This is a genomic window from Pseudoalteromonas sp. K222D (assembly GCF_017653575.1).
Classification (GTDB): Bacteria; Pseudomonadota; Gammaproteobacteria; order Enterobacterales; family Alteromonadaceae; genus Pseudoalteromonas; species Pseudoalteromonas nigrifaciens.
Genome location: NZ_JAGGDL010000002.1, coordinates 113,468 through 128,249 on the forward strand (window position 1 = coordinate 113,468; position 14,782 = coordinate 128,249).

Annotated in this window: 11 protein-coding genes; 6 read left to right on the forward strand and 5 right to left on the reverse strand. The window is 37.5% G+C overall.

Annotated features, from left to right (window positions below):
* Window positions 1-6: 6 nt before the first annotated feature.
* The gene (gene astA, locus J5X91_RS02010) at window positions 7-1,041 is read right to left on the reverse strand and encodes an arginine N-succinyltransferase (RefSeq protein ID WP_011330052.1); all 1,035 of its coding nucleotides are present in this window, start codon (window positions 1,039-1,041) and stop codon (window positions 7-9) included.
* Window positions 1,042-1,090: 49 nt separating this feature from the next.
* Window positions 1,091-2,296, reverse strand: a complete 1,206-nt coding sequence (locus J5X91_RS02015; RefSeq protein ID WP_208833958.1) for an aspartate aminotransferase family protein — start codon at window positions 2,294-2,296, stop codon at window positions 1,091-1,093.
* Between the two features lie 191 nt (window positions 2,297-2,487).
* Here J5X91_RS02015 and J5X91_RS02020 point away from each other — a divergent pair, with 191 nt between their 5' ends.
* The 3 genes from J5X91_RS02020 (at window position 2,488) to J5X91_RS02030 (ending at window position 4,241) form a co-directional block, all read left to right on the forward strand.
* A complete protein-coding gene (locus tag J5X91_RS02020) occupies window positions 2,488-2,916 on the forward strand; it encodes an Lrp/AsnC family transcriptional regulator (RefSeq protein ID WP_011330054.1) in 429 nt (142 codons plus the stop codon).
* Window positions 2,917-3,199: 283 nt separating this feature from the next.
* Window positions 3,200-3,586, forward strand: a complete 387-nt coding sequence (locus J5X91_RS02025; protein ID WP_182683617.1) for a hypothetical protein — start codon at window positions 3,200-3,202, stop codon at window positions 3,584-3,586.
* A 226-nt stretch (window positions 3,587-3,812) separates the two neighbouring features.
* Complete coding sequence (locus tag J5X91_RS02030) at window positions 3,813-4,241, forward strand: hypothetical protein (RefSeq protein ID WP_011330057.1); 429 nt, start codon at window positions 3,813-3,815, stop codon at window positions 4,239-4,241.
* A 77-nt stretch (window positions 4,242-4,318) separates the two neighbouring features.
* On the opposite strand, the gene J5X91_RS02035 is transcribed toward J5X91_RS02030, so the two are convergent.
* Window positions 4,319-5,239 (reverse strand): hypothetical protein, encoded by a 921-nt coding sequence (locus tag J5X91_RS02035; protein WP_208833959.1) that lies wholly within the window; start codon window positions 5,237-5,239, stop codon window positions 4,319-4,321.
* Window positions 5,240-5,463: 224 nt separating this feature from the next.
* Between J5X91_RS02035 and J5X91_RS02040 the strand changes: the two genes are divergently transcribed.
* From J5X91_RS02040 to rluF, 3 genes are all read left to right on the forward strand, one after another.
* Window positions 5,464-6,678 carry an HDOD domain-containing protein gene (locus J5X91_RS02040; RefSeq protein ID WP_208833960.1) on the forward strand — a complete coding sequence of 405 codons (1,215 nt, stop codon included), beginning with the start codon at window positions 5,464-5,466 and terminating at the stop codon, window positions 6,676-6,678.
* Between the two features lie 11 nt (window positions 6,679-6,689).
* On the forward strand, window positions 6,690-7,784 hold the full coding sequence (locus J5X91_RS02045; RefSeq protein WP_208833961.1) for a DUF418 domain-containing protein: 1,095 nt from the start codon (window positions 6,690-6,692) through the stop codon (window positions 7,782-7,784).
* An 85-nt stretch (window positions 7,785-7,869) separates the two neighbouring features.
* On the forward strand, window positions 7,870-8,853 hold the full coding sequence (gene rluF / locus J5X91_RS02050) for a 23S rRNA pseudouridine(2604) synthase RluF (RefSeq protein WP_208833962.1): 984 nt from the start codon (window positions 7,870-7,872) through the stop codon (window positions 8,851-8,853).
* A gap of 71 nt (window positions 8,854-8,924) precedes the next feature.
* Here the strand turns inward: rluF and J5X91_RS02055 are convergent, their stop codons facing one another.
* Entirely contained in the window at window positions 8,925-11,459 is a 2,535-nt protein-coding gene (locus tag J5X91_RS02055; RefSeq protein ID WP_208833963.1) for a bifunctional diguanylate cyclase/phosphodiesterase, read from the reverse strand.
* Window positions 11,460-11,700: 241 nt separating this feature from the next.
* Window positions 11,701-14,781 (reverse strand): efflux RND transporter permease subunit, encoded by a 3,081-nt coding sequence (locus J5X91_RS02060; RefSeq protein WP_208833964.1) that lies wholly within the window; start codon window positions 14,779-14,781, stop codon window positions 11,701-11,703.
* Window position 14,782: the final 1 nt, after the last annotated feature.

The window sequence follows — 14,782 nt, forward strand, 5'->3', positions numbered from 1 at the left end:
ATATATTTACAGACGAAAGAATCGTGCTGCATCTCCTTGGCTTAACTTAAGTGCATCAGCCACTGCTTGGCTAATGATTAACGTATGCTTTGCATGATTATAATGCGCGTGTTTAGTAAATGTAGCTCTAAAGTCACTCACACCATGATTACAAATAGCGAGCGTGTCGGAACTGTTTTGTGTTATATGTTCAAGTTCACCTATGGTAATAGGGCACACTTGAGACTCGCGAATACTGCGAATATTACCTAGCTTGGCTTCTACAGTGGGGCCGGCATCAAATAAGTCAACATAGCCGCGATGTTCAAAACCTTCTTTTTCGAGAAGTTTAAGCGCGGGTTTGGTTTTTTCATGAACATGACCGATCACAGCTTGGGCTTTTTTACTCAGTAAATTTACGTAAATAGGGTACTTAGGCATGAGCTCGCTAATAAATACCTTGTCGCCTAAACCGACTAAATGATCAGCTTGTGGAAACTCAATACTAAAAAAGTGCTCTTGTAGCCATTGCCAAAATGGTGAGTGGCCATGCTCGTCGCTTACACCGCGCATTTCGGCAATGACGGTATCGGCAAAGCGTTCGCTGTGCTGCGCCATAAACAAAAAGCGCGAGCGTGATAAAAAGCGCCCGGTTAAGCCTGTACGGCTGTCTTCGCGTAAAAACAAAGTGCATATTTCAGAGCAACCCGTGTAGTCGTTACACATGCTCAAAATATCAACTGTATTGTATACATTTAGTGTAGGCGAGTGATGCACTGTTTTACCTAAATGATAATGATATAGCGGCACAGTTAAGCCTACAGCGGCTTCTATTGCGGTTGTGCCAATCACTTTACCTGTTTCACTGTCTTCTAAAACAAATAAATAGCTCTCGTCCAATGGTTTATTAATGTTTTTAGCAAAGCTTTTTTCAGCGCGGTCAATTTTTTCTTTTAGCTGGGTGTCATCCACGGGTAAAGAGGTAAACCCATGCCCAGACTCTATTGCTATTTGCTTAAGCGCATCAAAGTCGTTGGCTGTAATAGGACGTAATACTTGCATTAATTACTTGCTCCAATAGCACGCCCAAAGGCGTGCTGGTTTACTATTATTAACCGTTAACTACATCGCTTACGGCTTTATCAAAGCGCTCTAGGCCTTCTTTAATATCTTCTAGCGGAATAACTAAAGATGGAGTAAAGCGAATAACATCTGCACCCGCTACTAAGTTCATTAAACCATTGTTAGCACTGGCTATTAAAAAGTCGCGCGCACGCCCAGCAAACTTGTCGTTTAGTGCTGCACCAATTAATAAACCTTTACCGCGAATTTCACTAAATACATTATATTTTTCGTTAATTGCATTTAAGCCATCACGAAACAGCTGTTCGCGCTCTTTTACGCCGCTAAGCACTTCAGGGGTATTTACTGTATCAAAAGCTGCTTCGGCTACGGCGCAGGCTAATGGATTTCCACCGTATGTAGAGCCATGTGTGCCTACTTTTAAATGCGCTGCGATTGCCGTGGTGGTGATCATGGCACCAATAGGAAAACCGCCACCTAACGCTTTTGCTGTAGTTAAAATATCAGGTACTACGTTTAAGCCCTGATACGCGTATAAATCGCCAGTACGGCCCACACCCGTTTGCACTTCATCAAAAATAAGCAGCGCGTTGTGCTTAGTACATAGCTCGCGTACTTTGTGTGCAAAATCGTCAGTGGGTGAAATAATACCGCCTTCACCTTGTAGTGGCTCCATCATTACCGCACAGGTTTTATCGCTAATAAGGGCTTCAAATGCGCTAATGTCGTTAAAATCGCAATGCACAATATCGGCAGGCTTAGGGCCAAACCCATCTGAATAAGCTGCTTGACCACCAACCGTTACGGTAAAAAAGGTACGACCGTGGAAGCCTTTATTAAAAGCAATAATTTGCGTTTTTTCAGCGCCGTGTACGTCTAGGGCAAAACGACGCGCTAATTTTAGCGCTGCTTCGTTAGCTTCGGCACCTGAGTTGGCAAAGTACACTTTTTCAGCAAATGTAGCATCAACCATTTTTTTAGCTAAACGCAAAGCAGGCTCATTGGTCATTACGTTTGATAAATGCCAAATTTTTTCACCTTGCTCTTTTAGTGCATTAACTAAAGCCGGATGACAATGGCCCAAACAGTTAACCGCAATACCACCGGCAAAATCAATAAACTCGTTATTATCTTGATCCCATACACGCGAACCTACGCCGCGCACCGGAATAACTGCTGAAGGATTGTAGTTTGGCACCATTACATCGTTAAATAAGTCTCTAGTTACTTGCATTTTTACACCTAAATTATGTGGCTACTTAAAAAAGTGTTGCTAAAACAAAGAAGAACTTAGCCTGTATTCTTCAGTAAACACTGTGTTTTTTGTTATAAGTGTCATTATCGAAGGTTGTGAATGAAATTTGCAGTGCTATTTTGTGAAAAATGATTAGAATAAAAGTCAAATTAACGAAGGGTTTGTGCATTATGATAACTCCACAAGACGAAAAGCTATTATCTATTTTAAAAACCAATGCCAGAGCGAGTATTTCAGATTTAGCTAGGCACCTTAATTTATCACGCTCAACTGTACAAAGCCGCATGTTAAAGCTAGAGGAAAGTGGCGTAATTAAAGGTTATAGCGTTGATTACGGCGATGACTTTTTAAATAGTATGGTAGCCGCTCATGTGTCTATTAAAGTAAGGCAAAAACTGACGACAAAAACCAATTTAGAGCTAAAGCAAATTAATGCTATATCGCAGCTTTATGCTATTAGTGGCGAGTTTGACTTAATTGCAGTTGTGCAAGCACAAAACTTAGAACAACTTAGCCACTTACTCGATGATATTGGCAACTTAGATGGTGTAGAACGCACTACTTCATCTGTTATTTTAGAAACCAAATTTAAACGCTAGGTTTGTTGTATAAAAATGTAAACAGGTAGCGATTACGCATTGATATACCAAGCAATTTATAATAAAGTTATTGCATAGAGTGCAAGCTCTAATGTCATGAAAGTGGATACTATTAGCTTGTACTTTGTAAACAAGGACTGTTTAAATAAACTCAGGAAAGTTGAATTTTACTCTCCCTTTTTAATTCAATTAATAGCAATCAATTTACAGTACATTGGGTAGTTTATTTCATTAGCCGCACTGCCAAGGAATCAGCAATCTGCTGACATAATAAGGACAAATTGTGAAAGTTATTATAACCATCATTGTTTTATTAATAATAACGAGTGGCTATTACCTTAGTGTTCATGCCGCCATTTTTAATGCGAACAAAACTATTGAAGTTAAAGAGTATAGCGATTTATTTTATAAACTAGGCTCAGATTCGGCCCCAGATTCAGTGAGCATAGATGAAATTATTGCTGGAGCTTCACAATTTGCACTTTCAATGTGCGATGATGCAGTTTATCAGCAGGTTTTAGGGAAAACGGTTGACTCTTGCAAACTCAAGTTTCATCAATCAAAAGCAAAATGCGCACAGTTTTTAACGGCGCATAACGCAGCATTTTACGATAAAAAAACACCGGTTAGCTTAGTCGCAGAAAAGTTTATTGACTGCGTAAGTTCGTAATATTTTAATTACTTATCTTTTGCTCGGGTAAATGCGTTAAACTTGTCACTAATAATTTAGTGGCTTTCTCGTCATTTAAATAGCTCTCTTAATCAATGGTATTGGTATTAATCTTGATAAAGTGCACTTCATTGCAGCTTATATTTCTTAATTTGCTAAAATAAGTTTATTAAAGAGAGAATGATTAATTTACCCACTATTTAGTGGTAGCAAAAGGTAATTAGCAATGATGAACACCAAAGTATATAAAGCAGTACACGACTTAGCTGAAGAGCTAATGGCGGCTGCAAATAAAAACGATACAAAAAAATTCGAGTCACTTTACGCGCAGCTTAAAGCAATTTGTATTGAAAACGAAAACACCAGCAAAGATCACCCTGTACAATGGGAAACGCTGGCTGATTTTACCGAAGAGTTAGAAGAAGCAATTGAAGGCTACGAAAAAGCCTTAAAAAAATCGATAGCCATTAACTCTAAAGATCATATGTCGTCGGTTGCATTCTCTATGGCAACTTTGCAGCTAGAATTAGGCCAAAAAGAGGCTGCAATTAAAAACCTTCAAGATGCTAAAATCAGCGCTAATAAAATTTCGGATAAAGAGCTTAAAGCAGAAATACACGACCTACTAGAGTCGCTGGTAGAAGAAGAAGGCTAGAGCCTTTTTTATTGATATTTATTTTGCTGAGCTACAAGCTCAGCACTTTAAAGTAATACATTAAGCACCATTAGTTATTATGGTTTTAAAGGGGCTTTTCTAATGATTTGCTTTTTGGCTTCGTCGAGTTTTATAACATAGGCATTACCGCCGATACCTTTAAATTCTTCATCGGTAAATACTATGGTGTTGTCGTCGTAAAAAGTAACCGCTTCTTTTTGGGTAACAATGCCTAGGTCTATTCGCGATACATCACCAGAGAAAAACTTATCCCCTTTAAAATTCTCAAATAACCAAAGGCTAGTTGAGTCTAATAACACTAGTTTTTTCCGATCAGGGCTCAGTGCAGCAGAGGTTATCCAGCAGAGCTTTTCCATGGTGGTGCAGGTTTTAAATGAGTCGATTAGTTCTGCGTTAAAATTAGCCGCATGATCACCCACTTTATATACATTTGTAATGCCATCAAAGGGTTCAGTACGATTTTTGGTAAATAAATATAAGTGCCTACCTAATGCTACAAACGCCTCTAAGTCATAATTGCGGTTATCTGGAGCAACCGGTGTACCGTCTAACTCGGGGTAGGTAAACTTAATTATTTCAGCTTCGGTGGTATCGGTTTTAATATCAATGGGGTTTTCTATTTTATAAATAGTAAGCCAGCGGCGCTCATTGGTGTTATTACCAAAATCACCTAAAAAAAAGTGACCAAATTTATTTTGGGTCATATCTTCCCAATCTTTATTTTTAGCGTTAGTCACTAATATTTCTTTAGCAATTGAGCCATCATCATTGAGTCGGTAAAGTTTAGGCTCGTCGCCGCTATCGTTAATAGCCCATAAGCGTTTATGCTTATCATACTCAATACCAGATACTTCTTTGAGCCTAGGGTCAACAGAAATCATTTTTTTGCTATACAAGGTATAAATAGCAGAGCCTATATATGTGGCACTAAAAATAAACAGAGCAGCAATAGAAAGTAGAATGCTTTTTTTCAACATCAAATTAATATATTTCAGAATGTTAATTAATATATCGTTATTATCGCTGATGGTAGAAGAGAACTAAAGACTTATCTTGTAGCGTTTATTAACGGTTGCTTAAAATTGCATGTATTTTAAACTAAATAGGTTAATTAACATGATTTTGTCGAAGAAAAGTGACAATTATTGCTGATTACGCTATTAATAGCTAAGTACTGTATAAAAACTAAGAAGTAGGTAATGTGTCTGTATTTGTTGCAAGGCAAGCAATATTAAATCGTCGCCAGAATGTGGTTGCTTATGAGCTATTATTTCGTGATAGTGATAAAAACTATTTTCCAGAAATATCTGATGGCCAAGCAACGGCAAGGTTGATCATGGAAAATCAGCTTAACTTAGGAACCCGCCATATAACGTCAGGTAAAAAAGCGCTGATTAATATAGGCCCAGAGTCGTTAAAGCTCGATTTATGTGCATTTTTACCCTGTAAAGATGTGGTGATTGAGTTACTCGAAACCATAGAGCCCACAGACGATAATTATGAGTTATGCCGTGATTTATTTCATAGTAATTATAAACTAGCGTTAGATGATTTTGTGTACACCCCACAGTGGGAGCGATTTTTAAAGCTGGTAAATCTGATTAAGTTTGATATACGTCAAACCCCATTACCGGAAATTGCCCAGGTTGTTAAAAAACTAAAAAAACATAAAAGAATAAAAATACTTGCCGAAAAAATAGAAACGCCCGAGGAGTTTGAACTTGCCTATAAAATGGGCTTTGATTACTTTCAAGGTTATTATTTTGCAAAGCCAACCATGCTTAAACAAAACGATATTGACTATAATTACGCGCTAGTAATTGCAATTTATGCAGAAGTTATGAAACCCAATCCAGATATAAGCGTAATTTCTGGTTTATTTGAGCTTGATGCTGCGCTGGCATACAAACTATTACGCTTAATTAATAGTGGTGTGTTTCCTATTAAAAGCCAAATATCTTCCCTTAAACAAGCATTAGTATACTTAGGTCAGGAACGGTTAAAAAAGTTTGTAAGTTTGATCGTTACTGCTTATACAGTTAAGTCTAAGCCTGCCGAATTAATGAAAATGTGCGTAGTCCGTGCTCGCTTTTGCGAACTAATTGCCGCGCAAATAAGTAAACAGCAAAAAGGTGAAGCCTTTTTAACCGGGCTGTTTTCGTTACTCGATGCCATATTAGATCAACCTATGAGTTTATTAGTTAATAAACTACCATTTCCAGATGACATTAAAGCAGCGTTACAGGGTGAAAAAAACACCTTACATTATATTGTTGAAACCGTAAAAGCATATGAATCAGGAAGCTGGTGGGCATTAGAGCAGGCCGTTTTATTAATAAATATAGATAGTAAATTACTACCTAACATTTATAAACAAGCGGTAGACTGGGCCGATAGCTATAAAAATATCACGTAATGGAATAGGTAATGCGTAATTATAATTTAGACTTCATTCGTGGTATTGCCGTACTTGGCTTGGTGTTTATGAATATATACACCTTTGGAGTATTCGAACTCGGTTATACGCCCCTAACAACCCCACCAAGCAGCGATAGCCTGATTCAAACATTAAACCTAATATTTATAGAGGGGCGTTTTAGGAGCATATTTAGCATACTGTTTGGGGCGGGTTTATACATACAATGGCAACGCTATAACTTGGTTTTACCACTTAAAAGCCGCCTATATTGGTTACTAGTTTTTGGTTTATTACATGGTTTTTTACTTTGGGCCGGCGATATTTTGTTTTTGTATGGGGTGTCGGGGTTGCTTGCTATAAGGTACTTAAGCAGTACCAATGAGCAACTTTTAAAGCACGCCTATGGGTTTATTCTACTCTCGGGTTTGGCAACCGCTTTAGTTATGTATAGCGTACCAGAGACATTAATATACCGTGATTCGCCAGAGTTTAATGCTTTGTATAGCCAATACTTTCAATCATATGGCGATCACTTGTTATCTAACATAACTATGAACGCCTTAATGGTGTTTATGGTGCCTATACTTACTATGTGGGTAACGACAGCGCTAATGTTATTAGGTATATATCTGTATAAGCAACAGGTGTTTGCTAGTGGCTTATCGGCAAAGCAACTCATTTTAGTAATTAGTAGTGCGCTACTATTTACCAGTTTACGGCTAACTACAGAGCAATATAGCAGTGGTGTATTTTATGCGCTGCAAGAATTAATTAACAGTGTGGCAGCATTATGTATGGCGGTTATTTATATTCATATTGCAGTTAAGTTGTGTAGTAACAATGCCAACACAGGAAAATTAATTCAACAAGTAGGGCGTTTAGCATTTAGTTTATATATAAGCCAAACGTTAATGCAACTTGTGTTGTTTAAAGTGTTTTTTAAGCAGTGGACGCTCAGTTTTAATCGTATTGACTATTGTTTAGTTGCTACCTTACTAATCGTTATTCAGCTTATTATTACCGCCATTTATAGCCGCTATTTTCAACAAGGCCCTTTAGAATACATATGGCGAAAATTAACCTACGCAAAAATCACTGCTTAAACGGCTACAAAGGTTAAATTAAGGGCGAAAAATTATTGTGGGTGGTTTAAACTAGCAGCCTTTAAAATTAAGGTGAATTGCTTCCATGACAGACTTAAAACGATTAAATAAATTTATTAGCGATACTGGCTTTTGTTCGCGACGCGAGGCTGATAAATATATTGAAGACGGTCGTGTTACTGTTAATGGTATTCGCCCGGAAATGGGCGTAAAAGTTTCATCTACTGATGTTGTATTGGTAGATGGCAAAACACTTAAAGCAATCCCTAAACGCGTTTATATTGCCTATAACAAACCCGTTGGTATTACCTGTACTACAGAGCGAAAAATTCAAAGTAATATTGTTAAAGCAGTTAATTACCCCGATAGGATCTTTCCAATAGGGCGCTTAGATCGCCCATCTGAAGGGCTAATATTTTTAACTAACGAAGGCGACATTGTTAATAAAATTTTGCGCGCTGGCAATAATCACGAAAAAGAATATGTAGTTACTGTAGATAAACCATTAAACCGTCAGTTTGTAGCTAAAATGGGTAATGGTGTGCCCATACTCGATACCATCACTAAAAAATGTAAAGTAACCCAAACCGGTGCGCAGCAGTTTACTATTATTTTAACCCAAGGGTTAAATCGTCAAATACGTAGAATGTGTGAATATTTAGGTTATGAAGTGGTCACACTCAAACGCGTACGTATTATGAATGTGACGCTTAAAGGTTTAAAAGTAGGGCAATGGCGTCACTTAACTGAACAAGAAATGGCGATTATAAACAACTCTATTTCTGACTCAGGAAAAACCCAAGAGCATTCAGTATACGATGAAGCAAACGCTTTACAGCAACAAAGCCCGCAAGCTGTAGCTAAGCCGCAAAAAACAAGTGATAAAAAACGTGATTTTCAGGGCGAAAACCCTAAACGTTTTAATCAAGGTGAGTGCACTGAAGAACGTAAAAAAGAGCGTAGTAAAACGCCTTATCAAAAGCGCTCAACCACTTATGTTGGTAAACCTAAAAGTATAAAAGCAAATAAATCATCCGACTCAAAAGGAATATTGAGCCTTAAAAAATAAAGCGATATAACATTAGGTACAGTACAACAACTTAATTAACCTGCGATTTTAATAATTTATTATCAAAATCGCTATTTGTTGCTATGTATATATTCTATAAGTTTATCCAGAGGCATAGGTTTACAGTAATAAAAGCCTTGTATTCTAATGTTGTTAAACTTAGATAAATAACCGATCAGCTCAGGACTTTCTACACCCTCTACTACCACTGTTTTATTTAACTGCGTGCAAATATTAATAATGCCTTCTAGCAATGCTCTTTTTTGCCCAGCTAATTCGGCGCCAATGGTAAACTCACGATCTATTTTTATTATATTTGCCGGCTGACGCGATAAATAAGACAAGCTTGAGTAACCCGTCCCAAAGTCATCAATTGCTACATTAAAACCTTTATTCATCAGTGCCTTAAGCACTTCTTCAATAGCGCCTTTTTCTGACATAATCATTTCGGTCACTTCGATGGTGAGCAACTTAGGCAGTATGTTTTTTTCAGACGTTAACTTATAAAGCTTTTCGGTAAAGTTTCGCTGTTGTATTTGTTGCGGTGAAAAGTTAACCGCAACACAAATATTTTGTAATTCAGCTATGGTACTCATATCGTTTAGCACTTGAGTGAGGACTTGTTCGCCCACTTGTAATATTTGCCCTGTTTGTTCAGCAATAGGAATAAAAACAGCAGGAGAAATATAACTGCCATTATTTTTCCAGCGAACTAAAGCTTCTACAGCAACAATACATTGAGTAGTTAAGTTATAAATGGGTTGATAATAAACCTCTAACTCCTCTTTTTTAATCGCTTTTTGTAGCTCACTTCTAATTGTAACCATAAAATTATGGCTCTCATCCATAAGCTTATGGTAAAAACAAAATTGATTGCCGCCTAAAGCTTTAGCGTTATCCATTGCTATATCAGCTTGTTGTAGTAGTAATGCAGGGCTAATGACCTCTCCATTAGACATGGCTATGCCAACACTCACAGTAAGGTGGATATCAACTTCACCTAAGTTATATATATCGGCTAGCGATTTTATTACGAGTGTAATTTCATCCGATAGCTGCTGCTTAGATATATTACAGTAATGCAATACAAACTCATCATTGCCAAAACGCGCTATGGAATCCGCTGCAACTGCATTTTTTTTAAGCCTTTTAGCGACTAATTGCAAAGCCATGTCACCTAATTTATGGCCCAAACTATTGTTTACTGCGCTAAAGCCATCTAAATTAAAAAACACCATCGCGCAATTTACATCCACACAGTTAACCTGCTTAGCCTCTATTTCTGCATTTAATGCATCACGGCGTAGCAGGCCGGTTAACTCGTCGTATTTAGCCATTTTATGTAACACAATAGACTGTTGTCTGAGCAAAAAAGTAGAGTCAATGGCTAAGATCAAAATATAAATAAACGCAAAAGTAAGCCATATTATCATTTGCTCAATTTGTGCCGCTTCTTTAAGCTTTGAATAGTCTTTAATAAAGCTATAAACGTTGTGCTTAATTACCTCTCTTACAACAATTTCGTTAACTATATAATGCTTGCTATAACGGCTTAATAAGCTATTTAAGTCTTGAACATTTTTTTGGTTTTTGTCGATTGCGAAATAAATTTTAGGTGTTAACTCAATAAAAGTATCAAACGAGCTGAGATAATCTATGTATCTGTTTTCAATTAACAAGTTTAAATTTAACAGTGCCAGCACTTGGTATTTTTTACCATTGCTTGCCGTTATCGGAATTGAGAACATTATAATGGGCGTATCTGTATCTAAGGTTGCAGAGTTAGCCGCAAATCTCACTTTATTTTCAGCTGCTTTTAACCAGTTAGTAATAGGGCTGGTTGCAATTAATCCGTCATTAGTAAATTGCTTAGAGTATGTTGTACCGTTTATATAATTCAAATTTTCATCGAGAAGAAGCATACTGCTAATAATTTCAAAGTCTTGGGTATAAATTTTTAAGTCTATATTAGCCATTTTTATAAAGTCGTCGGCATTCACTGCTTCTAAACGTGTTTTTATGCGAGTAAGTGATGTGATATGACTTTCGAGGTTTTTATTGAGTATAGTTTCAACAAATTTAATTTTATTTTGTGCATCTACAGCTACATTAGTTACCGTTTTAACTGCGGTAACTTGCCAAAGTGTTATGCCAATAAAAATAGCAAAAAACGTAATTACTTTAGCGGTTATAGAACCTTTAACGGTAGTAATTGGGTTTTTAATTTTTATAATTAAAGCTAAAAAAAACACAAATACCATTACAGCACTAAAAGATGAGATAAAAGGGTTATGGCTGTCCCAAAACCAGCTACTGCTATCGTGTCGCCACAAACTTAGCTCAAAGTTAATAAACAATATAGCGCCGGTAATGAGTAATATAGGTATGAGATATTTAATTTTTTTTGTAGGTAAAACCTTAGGTAAAAAAGCCAATAAAATAGCTAAGCCTAACGCAGTCAAAGAAAGTTGCAGAGAAATAACCGGCATTAAGCTTTGCGTAACAACAACACTTTCTAAAGCCCCCAAAAATGCAACAACAAGAAAAAATTGGATAAAACCTAAATACAATATACTTGCTGCTGATTGAGTTAGGGATAGTCTCATTATTTTCTCATGTCCTTAAAATGATTAACATTAAAGTTACATTAGCATTATTAAAACAAAATACCAGATATTTAAAATGTTTGTATGTATATAAAATATAAGAAAAACGATGTTTTTGAGCGGCATAATCACAATGGTACTTTATTGTTAAGAGTAGGCAGTTATAAGGCAGGTATAAAGTGGTATATAAAATAAACGCAGCTTTAGCTGCGTTTATTAATATACTAAAAGCTTATTTGCTTTATTTAATTCGAGTTTTAAGTGGCTGATATTCAATTTTATATATAATGGTATAAAGCACAGGCACTACAATTAAAGTTAATATGGTAGCAAAACCTAAGCCAAACATAATAGTAACCGCCATTGATTGAAAAAACACATCAAATAATAGTGGGATCATCCCCAATATAGTGGTTATTGCTGCCATAGCAACAGGGCGTACACGGCTTACTCCTGAATCAAATACCGCCTGGTATGGCGCTTTACCTTCAGATAACTCAAGATTTATTTGATCCACTAATACTATGCCATTTTTTATTAACATACCGCTTAAGCTTAGTAATCCTAATAATGCCATAAAGCTAAACGGCGCATTCATGACCAATAGCCCAGCGCTTACCCCAATAATTGCCAGTGGTACAGTAGCCCAAATAACTAAAGGCTGCTTAACAGAGTTAAACAGCAATACTGTAATTGCAAACATAGCTAAGTAACCAATCGGCAATGAGCCAAAGATAGCTTTTTTAGCTTTACTCGATGACTCGTATTCGCCACCCCATTGCATTTCGTAACCGCGTGGCAGCTCAATGTTTTCGATATCGGTGCGAATGCGTGCAAATAGTTTAGCCGGCGTTTCGTCACTTAGTACATCATGGTCAGCCATAACGGTAATAGTGCGCTTACGATCGCGGCGCATAATCAAGCTGTCTTCCCATTCAACTACAAACTCATCAACAACTTGAGTAACCGGTATAAACACCCCCAATACTGGGCTGAAAATTTGTAGGTCGTGTACACTTTCTACGTTTAAGCGCTCGTTAGCAGGAGAGCGCGCAATAATAGGCAGTAATTGGGTGCCATCACGATATACACCTACTTGCTTACCCGACAAGTTAGTAAGCAATACTTGATCAAGGTCTGATTTACTAATACCTAAACGACGCGCTTTTTGTTCGTTAAACTGTGGGCGGATCATTTTGGTACGTGCCCGCCAATCATCACGAATATTATGCGAACCTGTATCTTGCGCTATGATATGTTTGGCTTGAGCAGATAGTTTTCTAAGTACAACTGGATCTGGGCCAGAAAAACGCGCTTCTATTTTTGCATCTGTTGAAGGGCCTATTTCCATAGGTTTAACTTTAAGCTGTGCGGCAACCGGATTGTGCTGTGCGAAATCTCGTACTTTTTGCATAACAGTAGCAACCGCTTCGCGGTCAGTTACACGAATAATCAATTGCCCGTACGCAGGGTATGACTTTTCAGGTGCATAAGTAAGCATAAAGCGCGGAGCACCTTGGCCTACAGTACTGGTTATTTCAGTAACGAGCGGGTTTTGCTGTAAAAATGCTTCTAACTTTTTAATCCCCTCAAGCGTTGAGCGAATATCAGCGCCTTGTTCTTGCCAATAATCTACATAAAACATTGGCGTATTAGATGCCGGAAAAAATGATTGTTTTACAGCGCCAAAACCAACAACAGCACTGCACAGCAGTACTAACATTAAAACTAAGGTACTTTTTCTAAAGCGCATAGCAAGGTTTAAACTGGCTTTGTAACTGGTAAATATAAAACCTTGATATGGGTCGTCATACTGTTGCTCGCCATCAGCGTTTAATTGCGTTTCTTTAAACATTAAATTGGCAAAAAATGGTGTGAGGGTAATGGCAGTGATCCAGCTTAATAAAAGGGAGATTAGCAATACCCAAAATAAACTACCGGCAAACTCACCGCTGGCATCGGAGCTTAAACCGATCGGCGCAAATGCAGTAATAGCAATCACAGTTGCCCCAAGTAATGGCCACTTAGTTTGTTCAACAATATTAATAGAGGCTCTTAGTTTAGTTTGCCCACGTTTGAGGTTAATCAAAATGCCTTCGGTAACAACAATGGCATTATCAACAAGCATACCAAGTGCGATTATTAGCGCACCTAACGAAATTCTTTGCAAATCAATAGCAAATAACTTCATAAAAATAAAAGTACCTAAAACGGTAAGCAGTAAAATACCACCAATTAACAGCCCGCTTTTAACCCCCATAAACAGCAATAGCACTATAATTACAATGGCAATCGCTTCAACTAGGCTAACAATAAAGCCGTTTACCGATTTTTCTACTTCGTTTGGTTGATTATAAACGGCATTAATTTTAATTCCGTGTGGGCGCTGGTACTCTAATGACGCAAGGTGTGCGTCAATGTCGTTACCTATATCAACCACATTAACGCCCGACATAAACGATACGCCAATTAACAATGCTTGCTGTTGGTTGTAACGAATAATATTGCTGGGCACTTCGGCGTACTCGCGGTATACCTTAGCTACATCACCTAAATAAATTAGCTCGCTGGCACCCGATTTAGAAATAAGCAGGGTTTCTAACTCTTTTACATCTTTAAACTCGCCAGTAGGGTGCAAGCGAATAGACTCACTGCCGACCCTAATTTTACCCGCGTTAGAAACCGTATTTTGCGATTGTAATAATTGATAAATATGACTGGGCGCTATGCCTAATTGAGCAAGTTTTTGCGTAGAAATTTCAACCATTACTTGCGCTTGTTGCTCTCCTGCAATAGTTACTTTACTTACGCCTTTAACCAATACAAGTTCGCGTTTAAGGTAGTCTACGTAGTCTTTAAGCTCGTCATACGAATAGCCATCGCCGGTTACGGAATACATTACGCCGTAAACATCAGCAAAGTCATCAATAATTTTACTGGCGTATACACCACTGGGCAAAGATGGATTGAGGTCGTTAATTTTACGCCGCATTTCATCCCAAATTTGTCTTAGCTCTTGTTTTCGATAGTTACTTTTCATTTCTACGGTAATTTGCGACTTACCATTTGACGAAATAGAGGTAACGTAATCAACGTAAGGTAATTGCTGAATCGCATTTTCGATAGGGAAAGTAACTTCTTCCTCTACTTGCTGTGGCGACGCGCCAGGATACATGGTGATAACCATGGCTTTTTTTAACGTAAATTCAGGATCTTCTAATTGCCCTAAGTCAAAGTAAGAAACACCACCGCCAATAAGTAGCAATAGAGTAAACATCCAACTAATAACTTTTTTCTCTATAGATAGTTGTGCAAAGCTCATA